Origin of the sequence: Treponema vincentii, assembly GCF_010365865.1 — a bacterium.
Taxonomy (GTDB): Bacteria; Spirochaetota; Spirochaetia; order Treponematales; family Treponemataceae; genus Treponema.
The window spans coordinates 2,172,135-2,197,171 of sequence record NZ_CP048020.1; the positions used below are offsets into that span (position 1 = coordinate 2,172,135).

The 25,037-nt window shown below is 44.8% G+C and carries 25 protein-coding genes and 1 tRNA gene; 9 read left to right on the top strand and 17 right to left on the bottom strand.

The features are described 5' to 3' along the window. The first annotated feature begins 18 nt into the window (after positions 1-18). The 4 genes from GWP43_RS10140 (at position 19) to GWP43_RS10155 (ending at position 2,357) form a co-directional block, all read left to right on the top strand. Positions 19-600 (top strand): MptD family putative ECF transporter S component, encoded by a 582-nt coding sequence (locus GWP43_RS10140; protein WP_162664052.1) that lies wholly within the window; start codon positions 19-21, stop codon positions 598-600. A 68-nt stretch (positions 601-668) separates the two neighbouring features. Continuing rightward, the gene (locus GWP43_RS10145; protein ID WP_162664053.1) at positions 669-1,427 is read left to right on the top strand and encodes a class I SAM-dependent methyltransferase; all 759 of its coding nucleotides are present in this window, start codon (positions 669-671) and stop codon (positions 1,425-1,427) included. A gap of 46 nt (positions 1,428-1,473) precedes the next feature. Continuing rightward, the gene (locus GWP43_RS10150) at positions 1,474-1,971 is read left to right on the top strand and encodes a GNAT family N-acetyltransferase (RefSeq protein ID WP_162664054.1); all 498 of its coding nucleotides are present in this window, start codon (positions 1,474-1,476) and stop codon (positions 1,969-1,971) included. Between the two features lie 14 nt (positions 1,972-1,985). Further along, positions 1,986-2,357, top strand: coding sequence for a nuclear transport factor 2-like protein (locus GWP43_RS10155; RefSeq protein WP_162664055.1), 372 nt, complete (start codon positions 1,986-1,988; stop codon positions 2,355-2,357). Positions 2,358-2,433: 76 nt separating this feature from the next. Here GWP43_RS10155 and GWP43_RS10160 read toward each other — a convergent pair whose 3' ends face one another. Then, positions 2,434-3,780, bottom strand: a complete 1,347-nt coding sequence (locus tag GWP43_RS10160; protein ID WP_162664056.1) for an MATE family efflux transporter — start codon at positions 3,778-3,780, stop codon at positions 2,434-2,436. 24 nt (positions 3,781-3,804) lie between these two features. After that, positions 3,805-4,398, bottom strand: coding sequence for a TetR/AcrR family transcriptional regulator (locus GWP43_RS10165; RefSeq protein ID WP_162664841.1), 594 nt, complete (start codon positions 4,396-4,398; stop codon positions 3,805-3,807). 154 nt (positions 4,399-4,552) lie between these two features. Here GWP43_RS10165 and GWP43_RS10170 point away from each other — a divergent pair, with 154 nt between their 5' ends. Together GWP43_RS10170 and GWP43_RS10175 are read left to right on the top strand one after the other, a co-directional pair. Then, a complete protein-coding gene (locus tag GWP43_RS10170; RefSeq protein WP_006189650.1) occupies positions 4,553-4,873 on the top strand; it encodes a TfoX/Sxy family protein in 321 nt (106 codons plus the stop codon). 185 nt (positions 4,874-5,058) lie between these two features. After that, a complete protein-coding gene (locus GWP43_RS10175) occupies positions 5,059-6,684 on the top strand; it encodes an ATP-binding cassette domain-containing protein (protein WP_162664057.1) in 1,626 nt (541 codons plus the stop codon). Here the strand turns inward: GWP43_RS10175 and GWP43_RS10180 are convergent. Together GWP43_RS10180 and GWP43_RS10185 are read right to left on the bottom strand one after the other, a co-directional pair. Then, entirely contained in the window at positions 6,639-7,856 is a 1,218-nt protein-coding gene (locus GWP43_RS10180) for an ABC transporter permease (protein ID WP_162664058.1), read from the bottom strand. The two genes, GWP43_RS10175 and GWP43_RS10180, sit on opposite strands and share 46 nt — an antisense overlap. A gap of 5 nt (positions 7,857-7,861) precedes the next feature. Beyond that, positions 7,862-8,347, bottom strand: a complete 486-nt coding sequence (locus GWP43_RS10185) for an FMN-binding protein (RefSeq protein WP_162664059.1) — start codon at positions 8,345-8,347, stop codon at positions 7,862-7,864. 353 nt (positions 8,348-8,700) lie between these two features. On the opposite strand from GWP43_RS10185, the gene GWP43_RS10190 reads away from it, so the two are divergent. Together GWP43_RS10190 and GWP43_RS10195 are read left to right on the top strand one after the other, a co-directional pair. Beyond that, entirely contained in the window at positions 8,701-9,516 is an 816-nt protein-coding gene (locus GWP43_RS10190; protein ID WP_162664060.1) for a transporter substrate-binding domain-containing protein, read from the top strand. A gap of 16 nt (positions 9,517-9,532) precedes the next feature. Next, complete coding sequence (locus GWP43_RS10195) at positions 9,533-10,360, top strand: substrate-binding periplasmic protein (protein WP_162664061.1); 828 nt, start codon at positions 9,533-9,535, stop codon at positions 10,358-10,360. A gap of 46 nt (positions 10,361-10,406) precedes the next feature. Here the strand turns inward: GWP43_RS10195 and GWP43_RS10200 are convergent, their stop codons facing one another. Beyond that, positions 10,407-11,690 carry an MFS transporter gene (locus GWP43_RS10200; RefSeq protein WP_162664062.1) on the bottom strand — a complete coding sequence of 428 codons (1,284 nt, stop codon included), beginning with the start codon at positions 11,688-11,690 and terminating at the stop codon, positions 10,407-10,409. Positions 11,691-11,816: 126 nt separating this feature from the next. Here GWP43_RS10200 and GWP43_RS10205 point away from each other — a divergent pair, with 126 nt between their 5' ends. Then, entirely contained in the window at positions 11,817-12,503 is a 687-nt protein-coding gene (locus GWP43_RS10205) for a class II aldolase/adducin family protein (protein ID WP_162664063.1), read from the top strand. Positions 12,504-12,585: 82 nt separating this feature from the next. On the opposite strand, the gene rpsG is transcribed toward GWP43_RS10205, so the two are convergent. The 12 genes from rpsG to rpmG all read right to left on the bottom strand — a co-directional run bounded on the left by rpsG (position 12,586) and on the right by rpmG (position 25,013). Beyond that, entirely contained in the window at positions 12,586-13,056 is a 471-nt protein-coding gene (gene rpsG, locus GWP43_RS10210) for a 30S ribosomal protein S7 (RefSeq protein WP_044013319.1), read from the bottom strand. Between the two features lie 12 nt (positions 13,057-13,068). After that, a complete protein-coding gene (gene rpsL, locus GWP43_RS10215; RefSeq protein WP_016518396.1) occupies positions 13,069-13,443 on the bottom strand; it encodes a 30S ribosomal protein S12 in 375 nt (124 codons plus the stop codon). An 87-nt stretch (positions 13,444-13,530) separates the two neighbouring features. Continuing rightward, positions 13,531-17,874, bottom strand: a complete 4,344-nt coding sequence (rpoC, locus tag GWP43_RS10220; protein ID WP_162664064.1) for a DNA-directed RNA polymerase subunit beta' — start codon at positions 17,872-17,874, stop codon at positions 13,531-13,533. Positions 17,875-17,892: 18 nt separating this feature from the next. Beyond that, positions 17,893-21,390, bottom strand: a complete 3,498-nt coding sequence (gene rpoB / locus GWP43_RS10225; RefSeq protein WP_162664842.1) for a DNA-directed RNA polymerase subunit beta — start codon at positions 21,388-21,390, stop codon at positions 17,893-17,895. A gap of 282 nt (positions 21,391-21,672) precedes the next feature. Beyond that, entirely contained in the window at positions 21,673-22,062 is a 390-nt protein-coding gene (gene rplL, locus GWP43_RS10230) for a 50S ribosomal protein L7/L12 (protein WP_162664065.1), read from the bottom strand. A gap of 142 nt (positions 22,063-22,204) precedes the next feature. Then, positions 22,205-22,738 (bottom strand): 50S ribosomal protein L10, encoded by a 534-nt coding sequence (gene rplJ, locus GWP43_RS10235; RefSeq protein WP_162664066.1) that lies wholly within the window; start codon positions 22,736-22,738, stop codon positions 22,205-22,207. A 1-nt stretch (position 22,739) separates the two neighbouring features. Further along, positions 22,740-23,420: a 50S ribosomal protein L1 gene (rplA, locus tag GWP43_RS10240; RefSeq protein ID WP_162664067.1), complete on the bottom strand. Its 681-nt coding sequence runs from the start codon at positions 23,418-23,420 to the stop codon at positions 22,740-22,742. Continuing rightward, positions 23,420-23,854 (bottom strand): 50S ribosomal protein L11, encoded by a 435-nt coding sequence (gene rplK, locus GWP43_RS10245; RefSeq protein ID WP_203232473.1) that lies wholly within the window; start codon positions 23,852-23,854, stop codon positions 23,420-23,422. Before rplK ends, rplA begins: the two co-directional genes overlap by 1 nt. Before the next feature lie 105 nt (positions 23,855-23,959). Then, entirely contained in the window at positions 23,960-24,514 is a 555-nt protein-coding gene (gene nusG, locus GWP43_RS10250; protein ID WP_162664069.1) for a transcription termination/antitermination protein NusG, read from the bottom strand. Between the two features lie 9 nt (positions 24,515-24,523). Next, complete coding sequence (gene secE / locus GWP43_RS10255) at positions 24,524-24,703, bottom strand: preprotein translocase subunit SecE (protein WP_162664070.1); 180 nt, start codon at positions 24,701-24,703, stop codon at positions 24,524-24,526. Positions 24,704-24,724: 21 nt separating this feature from the next. Next, positions 24,725-24,797 (bottom strand) — tRNA-Trp (locus GWP43_RS10260). A gap of 45 nt (positions 24,798-24,842) precedes the next feature. Then, positions 24,843-25,013 carry a 50S ribosomal protein L33 gene (gene rpmG / locus GWP43_RS10265; protein ID WP_162664071.1) on the bottom strand — a complete coding sequence of 57 codons (171 nt, stop codon included), beginning with the start codon at positions 25,011-25,013 and terminating at the stop codon, positions 24,843-24,845. Between the last annotated feature and the right edge of the window lie 24 nt (positions 25,014-25,037).

Genomic DNA, 25,037 nt, shown 5'->3' on the forward strand with positions numbered 1-25,037 from the left:
TCCAAGGAGGACTGAATAATGAAAGAAAAAAGAAGGTTTCAACTCAAAGATTTGATTGTTACCGCATTAATGGTTTTATGCTCACAGATTTTGTATAGAGTATTATCATTTCTGTTTATATCACCATATACCTTGCTTTTTGCTATTCCTATCTGGGCAATCATAGGAGCAATCGCTTATTTCCTAGTACCTACTAAAACAAAAAATCCATGGATGATATTACTGTTTTGTGTACTTACCAGCCTGATAGGCTTTTATCCGCCATATATAATCAGCTGTATTACCGGTGGAATTGCTGCAATGCTGATCGCAAAAATAAAAGGCATAGGGGATTATATAGGTTTAACCGTAGGATATATGATATTTTGTGTACTTGCAGGATTTGGTGGAATGTATGTACCGTTCTTATTTTATGCGGAACAGACAATTACTTCTTATAAGGAACTATTTGGAGATGAATACTTAGATATTTTAACTAAAATAGTTTCACCAATCACAACAGTAATAATGCTTATTATTATAGCAATCTGCGCGATTATTGGTGCAATGATTTCAAAAAAGCTTCTAAAAAAGCATTTTGAAAAAGCAGGGGTTATTTAAAAAGTAATAACCGATAGGGACAACCCGATAGTTGATACTTTCTTCTTGACTTTTTATGGGAGCATTTTATGAACACACATCAAAATTATCAGGACGCAAATGCGGCGGTGATCGACCGTTGGATTACAGAAGGCTGGGAATGGGGTAAGCCCGTTGATCACGAAACGTATATTAATGCACAAAACGGACAATGGTCTGTAGTATTGACGCCGACAAAAGCGGTACCGCGTGAATGGTTCGGTGATTTAAAAGGGAAAAAGCTGTTAGGACTTGTGTCGGGAGGCGGGCAGCAAATGCCGATTTTTACCGCAGCCGGAGCGGAATGCACGGTACTTGACTACTCTGAAAAACAGCTTGAATCTGAGCGAATTGTTGCCGAGCGTGAAGGTTATCGAATTAACATTATACGTGCAGATATGTCAAAACCGCTGCCCTTTGCCGATGCATCCTTCGATATTATTTTCCATCCGGTAAGCAACTGCTATATCGAAAAAGTTGAACCGGTGTTTGCCGAATGTTTCCGGATACTCAAAAAAGGCGGTGTGTTACTGTGCGGACTTGATACCGGTATCAATTATATTGTCGATCAAAAAGAAGAGAAGATTATCAACGCACTTCTGTTTAATCCGCTCGTTTACGAAGCGCACCGCAAACAGCTTGAAGAAGCGGACAGCGGTTGGCAATTTTCTCATCCAATAAGCGAACAAATCGGCGGACAGCTGCGCGCAGGTTTCACGCTCACCGATATATACGAAGACACGAACGGAGAAGGACGCTTGCACGAATTGCATATCCCGTCATACATTGCAACACGCGCGGTGAAGTAAGAAGAATCCGTTGTGTCGTTTATAAAAAAATATTATTGAGGCGATCATGGTATTAAGAAAATATGAAGCGCAAGATTCAAAAATCATTTGCAGCTGGATTAAAGATACAAAGCAACTTTATCAATGGTCTGCCGACAGAATAGGGCGGTTTCCACTGAATGGCAATGAGTTAAATGAATACTATGGTTCGATGAACGGTACACAGCCTATCATTCCTCTTTGTGCCATTGACGGATGCAGCGTAATCGGTCATTTGTTTATCCGATACCCAAATAAAGACGATAAAACGCTCGTGCGATTCGGGTTTATTATACTTTCGCCTGAAAGCAGGGGAAAGGGAAACGGAAAGAAAATGGTAGAGCTTGCAATAGAATATGCAAAGACCGTTTTGCATGCTTCAAAAATAACATTGGCGGTGTTTACGAATAATGAACGTGCACGGCATTGTTATGAATCCACCGGTTTTCAACCAACAGAAAAAGTTATAACCTATATGATGCCGGATGGCGCATGGGAATGTATTGAAATGGAATTGAATATCTAACTTTGAGGTCGGTTATGAACATACAAGATTTTTTGAACGCAGTATTAAAACAGGATGCCGAACAATTACGCACTTACTTTTCCGATTCGGCATATATCAATTGGCATTGTACCAATGAGCATTTCACGGTTGAAGAATACATACAAGCAAATTGCGAGTATCCGGGAACATGGGACGGAACAATCGAAAGAATAGAACAAATCGGTAATCTAATCATCACCGCCGTCAACGTATACAGTGTCGATAGAACAAGTTCTTTTCACGTGGTATCGTTTATAAAATTAAAAGATGATAAAATCATTGCGATGGATGAATATTGGGGCGATGATGGAGCTCCACCTCAGTGGAGATTGGAGAAACGGCTTGGGAGAAAAATACATACCTAATGGCTCATTCTTTTCAACCCTGTCATTGAGTATCATCTCCCATAAAAAGTTCATTGTTTTAAGATTAAGGAATCTCTTAAACGGCTTCCTTTTCCATTTTTCTCATTACATTAAGCATTAAAAACAATCCGGCTATAATCATTGTAAAATCTACAATAGGCTCCGCCCACCAAACAGCTGACACTCCGAATAATTTCGGCAACAGAAGTATCGCCGGAACAAATAATACCAATTGTCTCAACAGTACAATGATCCCTGCTTTTTTACCGTCTCCAATAGATTGAAAAAAGGTCAGTGTCATAATCATAATTCCGTATAAAATAAATGTGGAATAAAACATCTTAAAGTTTTTAACGCCGGCTTCAATAATCTCATGTCTTACACTGAATAACGACAGTAATGTATCGGAGCAAAACATTGACGGTATCCACGAAGCAGCCGCAAGAATAGTTGCTCCACACATAAAAATCTTCATCGTATCTTGTACTCGCCCGTATTGTTTTGCACCGAAATTTGCTCCTATAACAGGCTGCAATCCTTGACTCATTCCCCACAACGGAATAAATGAAAACATATATAATCTCATTGTTGCAGACATCAAAATTCCCCAGTTATCTCCGCCATATACAAAGGCTTGCTTAAATAAAAATGTTTGCTGCACCGCAAATAAAATTTGCATCATCATTGCCGAACTGCCGATACTAAACATTTCACGGTAAATTGCTTTGTACTTTTTGACTTTATGGATTTTCACAAATGAACTCTTCTTTGAAAAATAATGAAATGTTAATAAAGCTTGTACGATTTGAGATAATACGGTTGCGATAGCAGCTCCTTCAATAGCATACTCTCCCATGAGCTTCATAAGAATAGGGTCTAACATAATGTTGAGTATGGCTCCCGTTCCCATAATCATCATTGATTGTTTTAATGCCCCTTCGCCGCGCATTGTCATATTACCTGCTTGAGCGAAATTGACAAAGAGAGAGCCAAAGAACACAACCCGCAAATATCTAACACCAAGATCTTTAATATTTCCTTTAGCGCCAACCATGTCTAAAAAATGAGGTGCGAATATCAAACCTACTATTGTGATAATTGCAGAAAATAAAATAACCCAATAACAAAAATTGCCGAATATTTTATCTATTGTTTCTTTATCACCCTTACCGATAGCTCGTGATAATATCGATGCACTGCCTACGCCTATCAAAGCCGATATTCCGCCATTTATAATTGTCAAGGACATGGATACACTGATTGCCGACATCGCATAGTCCCCAATCAGCCGCCCTGCAAATATCCCATCCATAAACGGGTACAGACCGATAACCAGCATTCCGATTATTCCCGGGATAGCCAACTTGAATAACAATTCTTTAGCACTTTTAGTTAATAGTTGTGTTTTCATATCTTGTTTCATCGTAATTCACCTCTTCCTATTGGTTTAGTTATTTTTTTCAAGATCAATAATGTATTGTATGATTGTTTCTTTTATATACTTCTTATGAGCATCAAAAGAATTCCGTGCATTAAGCACTTCCGAACTCACTATTAAACTATTAATGTAATGAACTAAAAAACCATCCTTAAAAATATGTGCTGTAATTCCCAGTTTCTTTGCAATGAGATCAAGTTCTTTGGTTGTATGCAATTTTAGTTCTTGATATAAATCTTCCAAATCCCGATTATAGTTTTTTGCTTGCAAAAGAAGTGCGTACAGCTTCATTAAATCGGTTTTCGCTAATGCCTTACTTGTTAAAATATCACCCATTTGCTGATATTTATCTTTGCTCCGATTATGCGCTAAATATTCAGTTATCAAGCTATTTCTGTATTCATTTCCATCAAGCATCAAGTCTTTAAGCATTTCAGTTGTACTTGCATAATGATGATACACGCCGCCTCTACTCATACCTATTTCAGTAATGACATCTTCCATTGTTGTATTCTGAAAACCTTTATCTAAAAAGCATCTTTTTGCGGCTTCTCGAATTTCTCTTTTTCTCATCTGTCCAACTTTTTGTTTTTCTTCTTTCAACAAAGTTTCCTCCTTGCAAAAAACCGACAATATTGTCGGTTTTTTAATATAACGTTATTATCGAGTAATGTCAAGTAAAAAAACCGCTTTTGCAAACAGCGCGAAATGAACAGTATAGACAAATAATAGTTAAAAACAGTAGACTTTAGTAATTATGGCATCGAGTAAAACATATTTAGACTTCATTTTGGAGCAGTTATCGGAATTGCAGGACATACGCTATCGCGCAATGATGGGAGAATTTATCATTTACTATCGAGATAAAATTGTGGGCGGTATCTACGATGACCGCTTACTGGTAAAAGCGGTTCCGTCGGCAATTGCGTATATGCCGAACGCTTCCTACGAATTGCCGTATCAAGGCGCAAAAGAAATGCTTTTAGTAGACGAAGTTGATGACAAAGCATTTATAACGGGTTTGTTTAATGCAATGTATGATGAATTACCGGCGCCGAAAATGAAGAAGAAAAGATAAAAAGTGTGCGGTATGATGTCAAATTCATGAACTGAAGGAAACTGATTGCCGGTAAAAGTTTGGTCTGATAAATTATATATTGTTCAGTGCGGTACACATTATCATCAATAAAAAAATTGTAAGGCATCGGTAATTATGGCATCGAGTAAAACATATTTAGATTTTATTTTGGAGCAGTTCTCGGAATGATAACACTGCAAAATGTTTCTTTTTCATATCCGGATTCTGCGGAGACATTATTCGACGGATTCTCCGCAGCGCTTGGAGGAGCATCCCATTGGACATGTATTACCGGTGCAAACGGCTGCGGAAAAACGACATTACTCAAATTAATCGCAGGGATGCTTCTGCCGCTTTCAGGGATAATTAAATGCGAATCGGCAGTATACTGTGCGCAAAACAGTACGGAACTGCCCGATACTGCGTATACATTGTTCTGGGATGCGGATAACGAAGTGCGTCGCTTTTTCTCGCTGCTTAATATTACGGCAAAACAGCTTGAACGCTGGGAAACGCTTTCGGGCGGAGAAAAGAAGCGGCTGCAAATTGCCTGTGCTTTAGCGGAGCGTCCTTCGGTTCTGCTGCTTGACGAACCGACCAATCACTTGGATGCCGCTTCAAAAGAGCTCATTATAAATGCCTTAAAACTGTTTACCGGCACAGGGATGATTGTCAGTCATGACCGCGCCTTTGCCGATTCATTGTGTACCGCTACCTTCTACTTATATCGGGAATCGGCAGCATTCGCAGACGGAGCCGATTCAATCAGAGGTAAGCTCTATGCTGCGAATGTAAGTACAGCGCTTGAACTTTGGGACACAGAGCGAGCTTCCTGCCTTTCGGAATGGCATAAAGCTGACGCAGGGGTTTCAAAAGCAAAAGCACTTTCCGATATGTGGCAGCGCGAGGCAGAACATTCTAAGAACCGCCTGAGGAATGTGTACGGCGGAAAAGACCACGACGCAGCACAAAAAATCCGCCTCGCCATTGTTACCGGTAAAGACAGGACGCCGGGCACGGTAAAAAAATGTTTTGACAGCCGCCGTGAACAAGCCGAAAAACGGCGCGATGCTCAAGCAAAACCACTGAACCGTAAGGAAGGGTTTTCACCGGCGCAAGCAGATACGTCTGTGTTCATTCCGAAGGTACTCATACACCTGCCGCCTCAAATCATCAGTGCAGGAGAAGATGGCAGTTATACCTTGCAGATTCCCGAATTGACGGTGCAAAAGCAGTCCCGCATTGCACTGACGGGAGCCAACGGAACAGGAAAGACATTGCTTGCACATACAATATTAAACCGGATAAGGGAAGCTGATCTGCAAAAGAAAAGCGATGGAGAAAGTCTTTCATTTTATCTGCCGCAGGAAATTCCGAAAGCAGAAGAACAAGCAGTATTAGCACACTTCTTCTCGCTTGATAAAGAACTGCGAAGTGAAATTCTTTCTACGGTGTACCGCATGGGATCGAATCCCAAAGCGCTGCTTACCTTTACTGACAGCAAGCGGATCAGTCCCGGCGAACTCCGCAAGCTCATGATTGCACTTGCAATGTCAAACCCACTCAAGGTTCTTATTTTGGACGAACCGACCAATCACTTGGATATTCTTTCTGCCAGACTTCTCGAAACTGCCCTTGCAAAAATATCATGCGCACTCATTATCATCAGCCATGACAGTGTTTTCCTGCAAAATTGCAACTGCACGGAATTGTGGCAGATTATCAAAACCGGCAGTTGCGGAATGTTGGAACGGATAGATAATCCCTATCCTTGCAGCTGTAACGCAGGCTCTTGCTTGGTAAATCCGTGAATGGTTTTGAGTGCGGCAAGCGGTCCGATAACCGAAATAGCTAATAAGGTTAAAAGGGCGCACAACAGTATCCACAAAACCGGCGGCGTAAGAAAGGGCATTTTAAGGCCGGCGATAATTGCCTGATTAAACAAGAGGACAATTAAGCAGGACAGACCCGTCCCAATTCCCGCACCTGATGCACTGATGATAAACGCTTCGGCAGAAGCAAGCTGCGCAAGTTTTTTCTTTGTACCGCCGATAATCCGCAGCATTCCGAATTCTTCTTTCCGCTCATGGAATATCGAAGAAAACGATACCACAAGTACAATGAACGACAAAAGCCAGAGCAGTGCAAGCAGCACATAAATATACACATTGAGGTTTGCGATACTTGCGGAAATATTGGTCATCATCCGTTTGGAAATAAGAGGATAAATCTGTTCACCTTCAAACTCAGCGAGGATGCGCTTGGCAACCGTTTTGACATCGGCATTCGGTTTTATCCGCACCATAACGCTGGAGATGAGATCTTCATCCTGTGCAACCGGATGTTCCATAATCCGCTCATATTCTTTTGCAAGCCGCTTTGCATTTTCAATTGTCATAAACACGGAGTTATCAAAGCCCATACCTGTTTTTGCGAGCCGTCCCGTAATCACAAAAGGCTGATTAAAGAACTTAACTTGGGACTGCGTATCCCCGACGATGTTACTGCCCACGACAATCTGATTATCGGTAAGCGGTAACCGAATCTGTCTTTCGAGCCACGGCTTGATATTAAAATCGGAATCAAAGTCGATGCCGATTACCTGCAACGGAAACGAACAGCATCCGGCGGAAAGGGTTGCGATAAAAAGCTGCGGAGAAGCAAGGTCAACCCCTTCAATCTTTTTAAGGCGGTCTACGACCTCGGACTTAAAGTAAAAGCTGTTCGGTTCACCCCGCAGCAGTGCGCTTTCGATTTTTGAATCATACCCCTGCGGTACGACAATGATGTCTGCACCCAGCCGGTTCGACAGCGACTGCATTCCGCCGTTCAAACTCTTGACCAAAAAGCTGCCTGCAAAAAGACTGAACGCCAGCACCGCGGTCAGCACAATCAAACTCACCGTCCTAAACGGCTTGCGTTTAAGGTTCTGTTTCGCAAGTTCGATAACCGTTAATTTTTTGACCGCTTCGGAATCTGCCATCGTTACTACTCCGCCTTCGCCTGTTTAAGCGCGATACCGACTACGTTCTCAAACAGTTCATAAGATACGGTCGCGCCGGCAATCGCATCCACTTTATCAAGCCGCTGCGTTTCAACCAGTTTCGGTCCGTACTTTTCGGCATTCTTAATTGCGTTCTGCGCAATTTTGTATAAACCGGCATTCTTAATCACTCCGTCGGTTTTGCCGTAGTCCTCGCCTTTCAGCGTTCCGTCCTTCTCGTAAGACAGAAATTCACAGTCGGTTATTTTACCGTCTTTAACGGTTATCGTTACCTCAGCATACCCGCCCCAATCATCCTTAATACCGGAAACAGCTTTGTAAACGCCGTCCTTATACCGTACCGCAGTCTGCGTTTCCTGTGCCGATTGTCCGGTCTGCTGCGCCGTCCCTTCATTTTTACTACACCCTGCAAAACAAAACGCCGCAAGTGCCAATGTAATTGTGAATATACGCAAAGATATTTTTTTCATTCTTTATCATTCCTCCTTATAAATCCATATCACAGGATATCTCTTTTCAGAATGCATTAAGCGGTGCACTATAACACGATTATCCGAAAATTTCAATGTTACAGTATAACTTTTCACGGAAATCAATTTTTGCCCTTTTCATATTCGTGAAATCAATAATTTTTCAATTTTGTAAAATAGAACTCATCAGTAAGAGCAGCCTAATGCGATTCCATCAAACGGACATGAACAATTTACCCTGAACACTCTGAACAATTTCTCTTTACAGGACTCATAAAAAGTGTTAGTCTGTGGCCACAGAAGTATTAAACTCACCGTGCGAAAAATTGTTGTTGAAGGTTGTAAAGATAAATATGAAAAAACGGGTAACTGCATGTGCAGTATTATGTATACTATGTATTTTATTTTCTTCATGCCGCAGTAATAAACTTGAATATATTGAAGATCCGTCTTGGTCAAAGGTTCAGGTAAAAGCCACACTGGTCATCGGTGTTTCAGATTTTGTTCCCATCCTCTCTTTTAGAAATGAAAAGAACGAAATAGTGGGATATGATATCGATATATTAACGGAATTATGCCGCCGCCTCGGCATTCATCCTATCTTTTATCCGATAGATTGGACACAAAAAGAGATTCTTTTGAATACAGGAATAATTGATTGCATTGCGAGCGGCTTCAGCCTTACGGAAGACCGGAAACAGCACTATCGGATGTGTACGCCATATCTTCAAAATGCGAAAATTGTCGTAGCTCTTGCAAGCAAAGAATATCAAACGTTGGCACAGTTACGAGATAAAAGGATAGCAGTTGAGGTGGGAACAGCAGGAGACGAAGCTTTGTTGGATGTAGAAGTGTTGAAAGACCATGTGAGCATCCGGCAGCTTGACTCTATTAATCACCTGTATGAAGCCCTCGATGCAGGAACATGCGATGCTGCTGTATTAGATCTTATTTACTCATGGAATATGCTCGACAAAAATCCACGATACCGTATTATCAACGAAGCCATTGCCACCGAATATTATACGTTTGCATTTCGAAAAACGGATAAATCGCTTGTAGCTAAAATTGAATCTGTTTTGATTGAAATGAATGGAGATAATACTATCCCGAACTTTTCAAAGAAATGGTTCGGTTCTAATTTGTCAATACTGAATACCAGATTCTAATAGTACTGAGGTAAAAATGAAAGTAAAAATTTTTTTTGGTATTCTTTTGCTGTTTACAATTCTTTCCTGTACCGAGCAGCGAACAAATGAAGAAGGTATAAACGATTCTTCATTGGCAAGAGTCATTGTCAAAAACGAACTCGTAGTCGGCGTCGACCCGTCAATTCCTCCGCTCAGTTTTTTTTCCAGTACGGGTGAAATCATGGGATACGAAGTAGATATAGCCAAAGCCGTTACCGAAAAGCTCGGAGTAAAGCTGCGGCTTGTCCCCATTACATCCCAAAACAGAATTGCAGAACTCGAAAACAGAAGAATTAATTATATCGCAAGCGGTTTCATCAATAATGAGGCCAATGCCGAACGCTTTTTACTAAGTATACCGTATTTACGCGATGCGCTGGTCGTTGTTGTGCTACAAAGTTTTAGTGGTGAAGTACAGTTCCGCCAATTTACCGATTTACGGAATAAGCGAATTGGTATGCTGTCCGATGAGGAGATGCGTAAAATTGTCATGAAGTCCCCTCTTTATATTAATAACGGACGCCGGCCATATCTTTATCCCCGACAGGAGATCATGCTAACTGCATTGGATTATGGACAACTTGACGCTGCCGTCATGAACTTACTAACATATTACAATAAAACCACAATAGAAAAGAAACCTTACGAAGTAATTGGAGATCCGATCAATATCGCGACTTATAGTTATGCATTTAGGAAAGAAGACGAAGAGTTGGTAAAAGCGATAAATATTCTTCTTGTCGATATGGCGCAAGACGGAACCCTTCGGAGAATATCCGAAAAATGGTTTGGTGTCGATGTGTCAATCGCTGGGAAATACTGATGAATATCTCTAAAAACCGATTCGCAATCCACGCTTAGAGGGAGGTTCAATTGCTTTTTTGCCACAGGCACAGAAGACAAAAGCCGATACCGATAGCAGGGAATACGCTAAACAATAAAAAAAGAGCCTGATACCCCATATATTCGATAATATATCCGCCAATCACACTGCCGAGTACATAGGCGACACCGTTTGCTGCAGTAAAAAAGGTCATCGCAGTTACTGTATTGCCACGGCTATGCAAAACGCAGAGCAGCACGCTCAACGGATGGAATAAGCCGAAACTAAGCGAATGCAAAAGCTGTCCTACGACAGCGCCTGCAATGCCGGGGATAAAAATATAACAGCAATTCCGTACGATGATACTAAATAAACAGACAGCAAGGAGCCGCTCTTTGTCAAAATGCCGGATAAGCTTTCCGGAAATAAGAAGCAACGGTATTTCTGCCATTGCCGACAGAGCCCATAAACCGGCAGATGCTTCTATTTTGATATATTCTTCTACATAGAGCGAAAAAAAACGTTGGCAGGGAACTAACCCTAAGAATGCGAGAAAAATCAACAACAGGTATTCCCAAAATAACTTAGCAAATACGGCAGGTGACCTCCGTTGTCCTGCGGGCGTTACAGTCTCCTGTGCATTCAGTTGTATCAAATCCTTTGGGAACTGCTCTACCGCAAGAGGTTCCGCACCGTCCGGCAACACCGTATTCCTTCCGGTCAGACTTTCCGCACCATTCTTTTTATCTGCCCGAACTTGCAACGGATCATATAAATCGGGCACCCATCGGAGCATTGCCACAAACAACAGTGCCCCCGTACTAATGCTCAGCATCATTGAAATGGGTCTTTTTCCCGAAATAAGCGGATGCAGTTGCAAAAATAGATTCATTCCGACAAAGCCGACAGAACCGAGCGCTCGAATTTTCCCATATTGGGCATTATGCTGTCCAAGCGCTTTTGTTGTGAATCCGTCTAATACCGGTACCATTCCCTTAAAACCTATGGCAAAAATACCAAGGCAGATCGCCGTAACAAAAAAAGAATGGGAGTGGAGGAGCGGTAACAGCAATAGCGCAATATCAAACCCGAATATGCACATGACCAATCCGTAACGACCGGTTTTATCAAGTCGGCGCGTAATAAAGAAAGGTGCACATACACCCGCTATTTCGATAACACCGAGCAGAATACCGATCTGCGCCGTTGAAAACCCGAGTGTTCTAAGCATAATCGGCAGATAGGTATTGACTATCGCATATATTGAAAACAACAAAAAATACGGCATACCTCTGCGCACTATCAGCGGCCGTGTTATCGCCTTTTCCATAAGGTTTATACTCCCCATAATCGGATCATACGAATAATACAAATATGCGAAGGTTTTGTCAAAAAATTTCTATAGTTTTAGCCATTTTAAATTGACAGAAGAGCATTCCGCAGTATACTGAACGCTATGAATATTTCAGAGATTAAAGATCAGATGTGCGACATCTGCCATAAAATGTGGCAGCTCGGCTGGGTAGCGTCAAATGACGGAAATGTATCGGCCAAGTTAGAAGATGGGAATTTTTTGGTAACGCCGACCGGCATCAGCAAAAGCCTTATCACTCCTGAAAAATTGCTGATCATTACCAAGAATTGCGAAATTATCGAAGGAGCTTCCGGTTATAAGCCCTCATCGGAAATTAGAATGCACTTACGCTGCTATCAAGATCGCGATGATGTCGGCGCTGTAGTCCATGCGCATCCGCCTGCCGCAACAGCCTTTGCAGTCGCGCACCTACCGCTGGATCGCTATACAACCATTGAATCGGTTATTACCATCGGTTCGGTACCGCTTACCCCTTATGGAACGCCGTCAACCGACGAAGTTCCCGAAGCGATTGCTCCGTATTTACCCGAACACGACGTGCTTCTTCTCGAAAACCACGGCGCGCTTGCCCTCGGCCGTGATCTTTTAACCGCATATTACCGAATGGAGACCCTGGAGCTTTCGGCAAAAATCAGTATCTACGCCCATATCCTCGGCGGTGAAAAAGAAATTTCTCGCGAAAACATAGACCGCCTCTGCCGTATGCGTGCCGACTATAAGGTATGGGGTAAACACCCCGGATACAAGCATTATCGGAAAGATGAATAAAAAAAGCCTTGAAACATATTGTTTCAAGGCTTTTCGCTCTCTGCTGCATTACCGATAACGATCGGTACCGGCAGATATAAAACTACCAGCGGTAGTGCGCAAAGGCTTTGTTCGCTTCCGCCATACGGTGGGTATCTTCCTTCTTTTTGAAGGCGGTACCGGTATTGTTGTAGGCGTCAATGACCTCGGCAGCCAAACGTTCAGACATTGCATGACCGTTCCGGCTGCGGGCAGCGCCGATAATCCAACGCATTCCGAGCGCCTCGCGGCGGGATTCGCGGATTTCGATCGGCACCTGATAGGTGGCGCCACCAACGCGGCGAGATTTTACCTCGACAAGCGGCTTAACGTTTTCAAGTGCTTTGGTAAATACGGTAAGCGGATCCTCGCCGGTCTTCGATTTAATTACATCAAAGCTGTCATACAAAATAGCCGTTGTAACGGATTTTTTTCCGTCAAGCATCATACGAGCAATAAACTTTGAAAGCACGACGCTGTTATAGCGTGCATCCGGCGCAATCGGTCTATTGATAGTCTTCTTTTTTCGTCCCATAATAAACCTCCCTTACGCCTTGGGCTTCTTCGCGCCGTACTTTGAACGGCCGCGCTTACGATCGGCAACACCGAGCGTATCCTTTGTTCCACGGATGATGTGATATCGCACACCCGGTAAATCCTTAACACGGCCGCCGCGGATTAACACAACGGAGTGTTCCTGTAAGTTATGTCCAATACCCGGAATGTAGGCAGTTACTTCGATACCGTTGCTCAAACGCACACGGGCAACCTTCCGCAATGCGGAATTCGGCTTTTTCGGCGTAACCGTCATTACACGGGTGCATACACCGCGCTTCTGCGGGCATGACTGCAATGCAGGGCTCTTGGTTCGCGAGACGACCGCTTTACGCCCCTGCTTTATCAATTGATTAATTGTAGGCATTTGCCCTAACTCCTTATATCTCTCCGCCAGCACTACGGATTAAGTTATAACAACAGCTGTTTATTTTAATGCACTATATGCAGACTGTCAATCCTCAAAATCCCCAGCATCTCCTGCAGGTTCTTCACGAGGCTCTTCATCATAAGAAGTTTCGACGGACTCCGTATCATCATAGCCGAGATCGTCATCCGTATCAAAATCTTCTTCATCCATCTCCGCTTCGGCTTCGGCAGCTGCCGCTTCTTCCAGCTCGCGTCTGCGCCGCTCGAGAATTTCATTGACCTGCTCGTCCAAGTCGCTCATGTTCTTATCAAAGAGCTTAACCGAACGATACTGCGGCATACCGGTACCGGCGGGAATAAGATGTCCGATAATAACGTTTTCCTTTAAGCCGCGCAGCTCGTCGGTTTTTCCGGCAATAGCGGCATTCGTCAAAACCTTTGTCGTCTCCTGGAACGAAGCAGCCGAGATGAATGAGTCGATATTCAATGCCGCTTTGGTAATACCTTGGAACATCGGACGAGCGATAGCCGGCTGACCGCCTTCCGCGGTAACGCGCTTATTTTCCGCATGGAACTGATACTTATCAACCTGCTGACCGTAGATAAAGCGGGTATCGCCGACGGAAACCACCTCAATCTTACGGAGCATCTGGCGGACAATAACGCCGATGTGCTTATCGTTGATGGAAACGCCCTGCATTCGGTAAACGTCACGGATCTCATTCATCAGATAATTCTGAAGTGCATTTTCACCCAAGATTGCAAGAATATCATGTGGATCAAGGTTACCGTCGCATAGCCGCTCACCCGCTTCAACCGTGTCGCCGTCTCGGACAAGCAGTCGCTTGGACATCGGAACCAAGTGCTTATAATCCTTGCCGTAATGGTCGCGCACAATAACGATGCGCTTACCTTTCAGCAAGCCTTTAAACGAAACGGTACCGGCGACCTGAGCCAGTACTGCAGGCACTTTGGGACGGCGAGCTTCAAAGAGTTCCGAAACACGGGGAAGACCGCCGGTAATATCCTGCGTTCTCGCAGCGGCTTTTGCAAGTTTTGCGATAACGGTACCGGCCTTAATCTGCGTATCTTCTTCGACCATCAGCTGAGCGCCGTCCGGTAGATAATAGAAACCGAGCGCATTACCGGATTCATCAGAAATAAATACACGGGGCTGTAAGGTCATATCCGATTTTAATTCGGAAATATGGCGTTCCACGACGCCGGTTTCATCGTTGACTTCTTCTTCGAGGGTCGAACCGGGGATAATATCCTCAAACCGGACAAATCCGTCCTGTTCCGCAAGAATCGGTTCATTATACGGATCGAAGGTTGCAACAATCGAGGTAGCCGGTACGTAATCACCCTTTTTAATAACAACGGTAGAACCGTTTCTGATTTCGGTCTTCTGTTCGGGCGCCGTCAAATACAACGTCGAACCCTTCAAATAAGCAAAAGCGTTCAGCGGGCTCTTTATAACCGTGCCATCCGCAGCGGTATACAGCACGTCGTCGCGCAGAATGCGAACACCCGTTTCCACCGCAACGGAATCCCCTGCCGCAAGCGTATACTCTTTAAGTACCTTCTCAAACAGAAGCGTACCGCGCCGGGTAAACAAGAGATTGCCGTCATCAAGCGGAATGGATGTTCCCAAAATATCCTTGATGATGACGGGATATTTAAAGGTGATATGATTCTCTTCGGTCGTGCTGCTTGCCGTACCTCCGACGTGGAAGGTACGCATCGTGAGCTGAGTACCCGGCTGACCGATGGACTGTGCGGCGATGATACCGACCGCCTCGCCGATTTCGACAATCTTATTGCGGGCAAGGTTGCGGCCATAGCACTTGACACAAACGCCGTGTTTGGACTCGCAGGTTAATACCGTGCGGAGCTTAACGGTCTGGACGCCTGCTTCTTCGATCTTCGCAGCAATCTCATCGGTGATATATTCGTTTACATCAATTAAGAGCTCATGCGAAATCGGGTGCTCAACCCGCTCGAGCGTATACTTACCGACAATCCGTTCGCTCAAAGATTCAATAACCTCGTCTCCGGATTTTACCGCCGAGTATTCAATACCGTTGATGGTGCCGCAATCTTCTTCATTGACAACAACATCCTGTGCAATATCGACAAGACGACGCGTTAGATAACCGGCATCAGCAGTCTTCAACGCGGTATCGGCAAGACCCTTTCGGGCGCCGTTCGTAGAAATAAAGAATTCGATAACGTTCAAACCTTCTTTGAAGTTTGAACGAATGGGCAACTCGATAATGTCGCCGCTCGGTTTAGCCATAAGGCCTCGCATACCGGCAAGCTGACGAATCTGGTTACGGCTACCACGAGCACCGGAGGTGGCCATCATATAAATTGTGTTGAAGCCGTCCTGATCCTTTGCGAGCGTATCCATCATTATCGTGGTCAACTCTTCGTTTGTCTTTGACCACACTTCAACAACCCTGTTATACCGCTCTTCCTGCGTAATATGACCGCCGCGATACTGATTATATATAGAAAGAACTTCGCTGTTTGCTTTTTCAAGCATAGCCGATTTTTCCGCAGGGATAATGATATCATCCATACTCAACGTCGCGCCGAAGAAAGTCGCATAGTAATACCCGACGGATTTGAGCTTATCGAGCATCTGGACGGTAACCCATGTTCCCTTCGTGCGGTACACGGTTTCAATCAGCTTGCGGATTTGCTTATCATCCAGAGCGGTATTGACAAACGGAACTCCTTCCGGCATCTCTTCGTTAAAGGCGAGGCGGCCGGGCGTCGTTTCAACCTCTTCACCGCGGTACTTAATCTTTATCAGTTCCTGCCAACCGATGGAACCGGCCTCTGCGGCCATCATCACCTCGGCAACTGAAGAATACCGGCGAACATGCTGACCTTCCTTTAATGAACGCTGCTTGGTTAAATAGTACAAACCGAGAACCATATCCTGTGACGGATATACGATTGTCTTTCCGTTTGCAGGGTCGAGCAAGTTTCTGCTTGAAAGCATCAGCGTCCAACATTCCATCTGCGCCGCCTGTGTAAGCGGTACGTGAATAGCCATCTGGTCACCGTCGAAGTCCGCGTTGAACGGTTTACAAACGAGCGGGTGCAGCTTAATAGCCTTCCCTTCGACAAGAACCGGTTCAAAGGCCTGAATACCGAGCCGGTGCAGCGTCGGCGCACGGTTCAACATAACGGGATGTTCGCTGATAACCTCATCGAGAATGGCAAAAACCGGAGCGGCCTCCTGCTCAACCATAATCTTTGCTTTCTTGATATTGGAAACGATTTCTTTTTGCACGAGCTTTTTCATAATGAACGGCTTGAAAAGCTCCATTGCCATCTTGGTGGGCAAGCCGCACTGCCACAGCTTTAATTCGGGACCGACAACGATAACCGAACGCCCCGAATAGTCAACGCGCTTACCGAGCAGGTTCTGGCGGAAGCGCCCTTGCTTACCCTTGAGCATATCGGAGATAGACTTGAGCGGGCGGTTTGACGAACCTTTAATGACACGCTTCCGCTTCGAATTATCGAACAAAGCATCTACCGCTTCTTGCAGCATCCGCTTTTCGTTGCGGATAATGATATCGGGTGCTTTTAAGCTCATCAAGCGAGTTAAGCGGCTATTCCGGTGAATAACGCGGCGGTACAAATCGTTTAAATCCGAAGTTGCAAAGCGTCCGCCGTCCAACTGTACCATCGGGCGCAAATCGGGCGGAATAACCGGAATCACATCGAGAATCATCCATTCGGGCTTATTGTTTGACGTTCTGAAATGCTCGACAATTTCGATGCGCTTTAAAAGCCGCTTATCGCTTTTTGCACCCTTTTCGATCATCTTCATTCTGAGCTGAGCAGCGAGCTCATCCAGATTTAAGTTGCTTAATAAGGTTTTAACGGCTTCCGCTCCCATATTTGCGGTAAAGGCGCCGCCGTACCGTTCCTGAGCATCGCGATATTCGTCTTCGTTTAACAGCTGATTTTTCTTTAAATCCGTTCCACCCGGCTCAATGACAATGTACTTTTCGTAATACAACACCGAACGGAGCGCCGCAACCGGTAAGTCCAGCAAAAGCCCCATTCGGCTCGGTACCGACCGATAGTACCAGATATGAGAAACAGGTGCTGCCAATTCGATATGCCCCATACGCTCGCGGCGTACTTTAAAATGAGTAACCTCGACACCGCAGCGGTCGCAGATAACGCCTTTGTAACGGATTGATTTAAACTTACCGCAATAGCATTCCCATTCTTTTGTAGTACCGAAAATACGCTCGCAGAAAAGCCCTTCCCGCTCAGGACGCAGGGTACGGTAGTTAATTGTTTCGGGTTTCTTTACTTCGCCGTACGACCACGCGCGGATCGCTTCGGGCGAAGCTAATTTAATCATAATATTGTCGAAATCTTGTATATCTCTCATAGCCCATCCTCATCTCAATTAAAACTTGGAGCTGTTTTCGGTGATTAATTCTTCATCACGCTCGGTCAGCGGGATTTGCTTTCCTTTTTCATCGTAAATTGTGAAGTCCAACGCCAAACCGCGCAATTCCTGTACCAATACGTTAAACGATTCGGGAATTCCGGCGGCGGTTGCGGCTTGTCCCTTCACGATAGACTCATATATCTTGGAACGTCCGTGCATATCGTCCGACTTAATGGTTAAAAGCTCCTGCAGCGTATTGGCCGCACCATAAGCTTCGAGCGCCCACACTTCCATTTCTCCCAAACGCTGACCGCCGAACTGAGCCTTACCGCCGAGCGGCTGCTGAGTTACCAACGAATACGGGACGGTGGATCGGGCATGCATCTTGTCGTCAACAAGGTGAGCGAGCTTCATAAAATAAATAACTCCGACAAATACGTCGTTCTGGAAGGGCATACCGGTTCGTCCGTCACGCAGCTTCACCTTTGAGTTGGCGGGGATACCCGCTTCAACCAGTTTCTTCTCGATTTGCTCATTGGTCGGCGACTGGAATACGGGCGCTTCGTACCATTCGTCAAGGCGCAAGCCCGCGAGGCCGAGTTCCGACTCCAAAATCTGACCGATATTCATACGAGAAGGAACACCGAGCGGATTTAAGCAGATATCGAGCGGCGTACCGTCTTCCATATACGGCATGTCTTCTTCCGGCAAAATGCGGGCAACGATACCCTTGTTTCCGTGGCGGCCGGCCATCTTATCACCCTCGCGCAACTTACGTTTTGTCGCGATGAGAACTTTGATAAACTCATCAACACCCGGATTAAGATCATCACCCTGAGAACGCTTCAAGCGCTGTACATCGATAACCGTACCTTCAACACCGTGCGGTACGCGCAATGAGGAGTCGCGAACATCCTTTGCCTTCTCACCGAATATCGAATTGAGCAGCTTAAACTCAGGTGTCGTCTCCGACTCGTTTTTAGGCGTAATCTTTCCGATTAATATATCGCCGGAGCGGACTTGCGCACCGATGCGGATAATACCTTCCGCATCAAGGTTATCGAGGCTTTTTTCAGACTTATTGGGAATATCGCTGGTAATCCGCTCCGAACCGAGTTTGGTCTCACGGACTTCCGTCGTAAACTCTTTAATATGCACCGACGTGAACATATCTTCTTTCAGCACGCGACGGGAAATCAAAATAGCGTCTTCGTAGTTATACCCGTTCCACGGCACAAAGCCGACCAGAATATTGCGGCCGAGTGCGAGCTCTCCCTGATAGGTTGCAGGCCCGTCGGCAATAACATCACCGACTTCTACATGCTGTCCGACGGCAACGATCGGTCGCTGATGATAGCAGGTATCCTGATTGGTACGCTGATATTTCAGCAGCGTATAGTCGCGAACCTTTTCCTCCGTTCCTTCCGGCGCGTCCGATTCAATGGAAATCTTCTCGGAGGAAACGAACGTAACCGTACCGCTCCGCTTTGCTTTGACTAACACACCCGAATCATACGCGCACTTACCTTCCATACCGGTACCGACACGAGGCGGTTCGGGGAATACGAGCGGTACACCCTGCCGCTGCATGTTTGAACCCATGAGCGCACGGTTTGCGTCGTCATGCTCAAGGAAAGGAATGAGCGATGCAGACACGGAAATAATCTGTTTGGGCGACACGTCCATGTACTGTACTTCTTTTGAATTACGCGTCGTGTAGTCTCCCTGATGGCGACATGCAATCTGTTCTGCTGTAATCGTGCCATCGCTCTGCACTGCAGTGGACACCTGTGCAATGTAATATTTATCTTCGTCCATCGCCGAAAGGTATTCAACCTCTCGGGTTGCAACACCGTTGACAACCTTGACATACGGTGCTTCCAAAAAGCCGTAGTCATTGACATGCGCGTAGCTTGCCATCGATACGATAAGACCGATATTCGGACCTTCCGGCGTTTCAATCGGGCACATCCGTCCGTAATGGGTGTAGTGAACGTCGCGGACTTCAAAACCGGCGCGATCGCGAGAAAGACCGCCGGGGCCTAATGCATTCAGACGGCGTTTATGGGTAAGCTCCGCGAGCGGATTAACCTGATCCATAAACTGTGAAAGCTGACTTGCCCCGAAAAATTCTTTAATGGTTGCCACGATAGGCTTTATGGAAATAAGCTCTTGCGGCTTAATCGTTTCAATTTCTTTTGACCCCATCCGCTCGCGCGCAATCCGCTCCATACGGAGGAACGCGGTTTTAAGCGTATTGGTCATCAGCTCACCGACGGAGCGGACACGTCTGTTACCGAGGTGGTCGATATCATCGATTGAAGCGTCTCCGATGTAAACCTGAATGAGATACTTCATCGTATTTACAATATCGTCGAGGATAAGCGTACATTCTTCAACGGAATGCTCGTAATCAAATTTTTTATTCAGTTTATACCGCCCCACACGTCCGAGATCATATCGACGAGGAGAGAAAAACATCGAGGTCAAATCTTTCTCGGCAGCTTCTACTGTCATAGGATCGCCGGGCTTTAAAGCGGCGTAAACAACAGACAGCGCCTCTTCCTTCGTCGGCTCCTGCCCTTTTGCAGTATCGGCAAAACGGATTTCCTCCCGTTCAAAGCAGTTGATGATAACGGGAGAATCAAGACTACCCTCTTTTTTGAAATCGATAACAGTAACTTCGGCGATATGGTTTTGGCGAAGCTCATCGACAACGTGCGGATGAATCTTTTCACCGGCCTGATAAAGTATCCGTTCTCCGGATTCGTCGGTCACGGTAACCCGCTTGGCAAGCACACGACCTACCAGCTTATCGTATTCCGTTGTCCCTTCCGCAATCGGCAACACTTCGGTTTTATAGAAAAAGTCAATAATCTGTTCGCGGGTTTCATATCCCAGTGCCCGTAAAAACAGGGTTCCTAAGATACGTTTTTTCTTATCGAGCTTTGCATAAATCAGATCTTTTTTCTGGTCAATTTCAAATTCAAGCCAGCTTCCACGATAGGGAATAATCCTGCTTGAATAGACGCCTTTATCATGAGAAAAAATAACGCCCGGAGAGCGGTGTATTTGAGATACGACGACGCGCTCGGCACCGTTGATGATAAAAGTACCGCGTTCGGTCATCAACGGAATATCACCCATATAGATGCTCTTACGGCGGATTTCACCGGTTTGGTTAAATACCAAATCTATCTGAGCCTTTAACGGAATGGCATAAGTCAAGCCTTTCTGCTTGCACTCGTATTCGCTGAATTTAATATCATTTTCATCAAGCGTATACGATTGATACTCCAACGTCATATCGCCATTCGGGCTTTCGATCGGGAAGGTTGTCCGAAACACATCCTCCAAACCGACTTCCTCCGAAGTATTCCCGCTTTGGTGTGTTCCGCGGCGCAAAAATTTTTCATACGATGCGAGCTGAATGTCAATTAAATTAGGCAGCTCCATAAAATTTTGGATATTTTTTCCGATATATTGGCGATTAACCGTTTTCCGCACAGGCATCCCGTTATCCCCCTTCTCTCGCCCGAGCAGTTCCGCGTCTCTATCAAAACTTAGAATGAGCACAACGTACTGCACAGCACATAGTATACAACCGTCTTACAATCGACCCATTTTTTAAAACAGACTTTTTAAGCAGCTTTTTATTTTTACTACCATATTTTTACCTGTTTAAACTACAAAAGCCTCCCCTATTCACGAGGAAGCTTAACATAGTGTTTGAGAAAAAATCAGAGAATCAAACAATAGCCGGTTGCATAGCACAACCGGCTCATATTAAAAGAATTAAGCAATCGTAATCTCTGCACCGGCAGCTGTCATGGCCTCTTTAATCTTCTGAGCTTCTTCTTTAGAAACATTCTCCTTCAATACTTTCGGAGCGCCTTCTACAAGTTCTTTTGCCTCTTTAAGACCGAGACCGGCAATAACGTTTCTAACCTCTTTGATTACGCCGATTTTCTTGCTGGGATCTGTCAAACCTTTCAGCGTTACGGTAAATTCAGTCTGCTCTTCAGCAGCCGCCGCACCGCCTGCAGCGCCACCGGCAACAACTGCAACCGGAGCAGCAGCTGTTACGCCGAATACTTCTTCCATCGACTTAATCAATTCGGAAAGCTCAAGGATTGTTTTCTCTTTGATTGCCTCAATAATTTGTTCGTTTGTTAATGCCGCCATATTATCTTCTCCTATAAATTAAAATTTCACAGCTTATACAAGCTGCAGTAACGGCAGACAGGAAGACAGCGCATGAAGCCTGACTGCCGCATTCAAAAATCGGGAATCTCTAAAAAACCAACGAATTTTTAGGGATACCCGGTTATGCTTCAGCTGATGCAGGAGCAGAGCCGGAAGCACTGCCTTCTTTATCAACGATAGCTTGAAGGGTACGCACAAACTTTGCAGTCGTTGCATTAACCGTAGACATAAACATTGCAATAAGCTCTTTTTTGCCGGGTAATTTTGAGAATGCTTCAATCTTTGCAGCATCGTAGAATTCCCCGTCAACTACTGCGCCCTTTACCACCAGCGCAGGAGTTTCTTTTGCAAATTCAAATAATGTTTTCGCCGCGGCGTTAGCATCTTCGCTCATCATTGCAACCGCAGTAGGATCGACCAAATAGTCTTTAACGTCCAAATTAACGGAATCGAAAGCGATGCGTGCAAAATTATTGCGCACAACTTTGTAGGTGCAATTATTTTCGCGAAGCTTTGCGCGCAACTGTGTAATCTGCTCGACAGACAACCCGCGGTATTCCGTAAAAATGAAAGACGAAGCAGCTTTTAACTCATTCGTAATATTTTCGATAGCAGCCGTTTTTGCAGGCTGCGGTTTATGTGCTCGCAGTGCCATCTTATTCTCCTACCTTATAGTCAAGCCAGACTCCCAGCCCCATCGTAGAGCTGATGGAAACCGACTGAATAAAATCAGCCTTTGCATCAGCGGGCTTTTTTCGTCCGATTTCAGTTAAAAGGATTGTAATATTCTCGGCAATTTTATCCGTATCCATCGAAACCTTACCGATTGCAAGATGCACAACACCAGTTTTATCGGCACGGAATTCAACACGACCCTTTTTAAGCTCATTGATAGCGGCACCGATATCAGCGGTAACCGTTCCCGTCTTGGGGTTTGGCATCAAGCCTTTCCGACCAAGCACCATACCAAGTCGCCCGACATCCTTCATCATATCAGGAGTAGCAACGGCAATATCGAAATCAAGCCAACCGCCTTTAACCTTTTCGATATACTCGGCAGCACCGGCATACGCAGCACCGGCCTCCAAAGCTTCTTTTACGCGATCTTCTTTACAGAATACCAATACCCGTTTCTCACCTCTAAACTGATGCGGTAAAACAACGGTATCACGAACGCTTTGGTTTTTACCAAGTTTCAGGCTCACATGCACTTCAACCGTCTCATCGAACTTCGCAAACTTCAGCTCTTTCACCAACTCCACAGCTCTAGGAATAGAGAAAAGAGCAGCGCTATCGTATTTTTTCAACGCATTGCGGTAATTTTTTCCGTGTTTCATTAGCGCTCAACCTCCACACCCATACTTCGTGCAGTCCCTGCAATAATCTTCTTTGCGGCTTCCAGATCATTTGCAGTAATATCAGGCATCTTCATTTTTGCAATTTCTTCAAGCTTTGCTTTCGACAAAGTTGCAACCTTTTGAGTTATGGAATTTGAAGAACCTTTTTGAATATTACACGCTTTTCTGATAAGAACCGCAGCAGGCGGAGTCTTCAAGATAAAAGTAAAGCTTTTATCCGAATAGACGGTAATAACAACCGGAACAACCAGTCCCTGCTCCATTGACTTTGTGCGGTCGTTAAACTGTTGCACAAACTGGGGAGCGCTTACGCCATGCGGTCCAAGCGCAGGCTCGACAGGCGGAGCAGGCGTCGCCTTTCCGGCAGGACACTGCAATTTAATAACCGCAGTAACCTTTTTCTTTGCCATAATTATCTCCTTCTGGTACTAACGGGAAACCATTTCCCTCCCATAAAATGAAAATCAAAAAAAAGACACGGAAACATTGTCGAACGCTTAAGTGTTAAGAAATATCCCTTAAATCAATTCAACCTGAAGCATATCCACTTCAACGGGAGTAGTTCTACCAAATATAGCAACCATCACCCGCAGCTTATTGCGATCCGCCATAACTTCTTCTACAGTGCCGGTAAAGGTATCAAAAGGTCCTTCTATAATTTTAACCTGCTGACCGGCTGTAAACAACTGAGCCGCCCGAGCTTTTTCACCTTTGATTTCACCGGACTTCTGCAAAACACTTTTCGCTTCATCCGCAGAAATGGACTGAGGGCGCGCATCACCGACAACCCCCAAAAACCCGGTAACGCCGTGTATCCTTCTAATCGGAGTACAAACCCCCTTCCAGTTTACAGCAGGCAAGTCCATTTCAATAAGAATATAACCGGGTAAAAACTTTCGGCGAACAACTCGCTTTTTACCGTCTTTCACCTCAGTCAATTCCTCTTCGGGAATCTTAATCTCAGAGATAACTCCGGCAGGAATTTCGCCATTCTCTATCAACGAACGTATTGCACGCTCTATTCTCTTTTCATACCCTGAAAAGATATGCAAAATATACCATTCTTTAGCCATAACCGTTCCTTAAAAGAACCAACCCAAACAAGCGACAAAGAATGTATCGACAACACCAAGAAAAATAGCAACAAGAATGGTAGAAACAATAACAACCTTCACAGCAGAAACAACATCATCACGCGTAGGCCAAACAACCTTACGAAGCTCGGCAACACATTCTTTTCCAAAAGTAATTATTTTTGACATATCTACCCCTTTTTTATGAAACAGGCCAGGAAGGACTCGAACCCTCAACATTCGGTTTTGGAGACCGACGCTCTACCATTAGAGCTACTGACCTCTATTTAAAAGCCGCAGGCCATTAGGTCGGTCGGACTTCAAATACTTATTTAACTTTTGCTTCTTTATGTAAGGTATGTTTACGATCAAACGGACAATATTTGCTTAACTCAAGCTTACCCTGAATATTCTTCCGGTTCTTTGCGGTCGTATAATTTTTTCGCTTACACTCAGTACATTGCAGTGCGATAAGCTCAACAGATGTTTTCTTAGCCATCACAAACCTCCTATAAAACCAAAA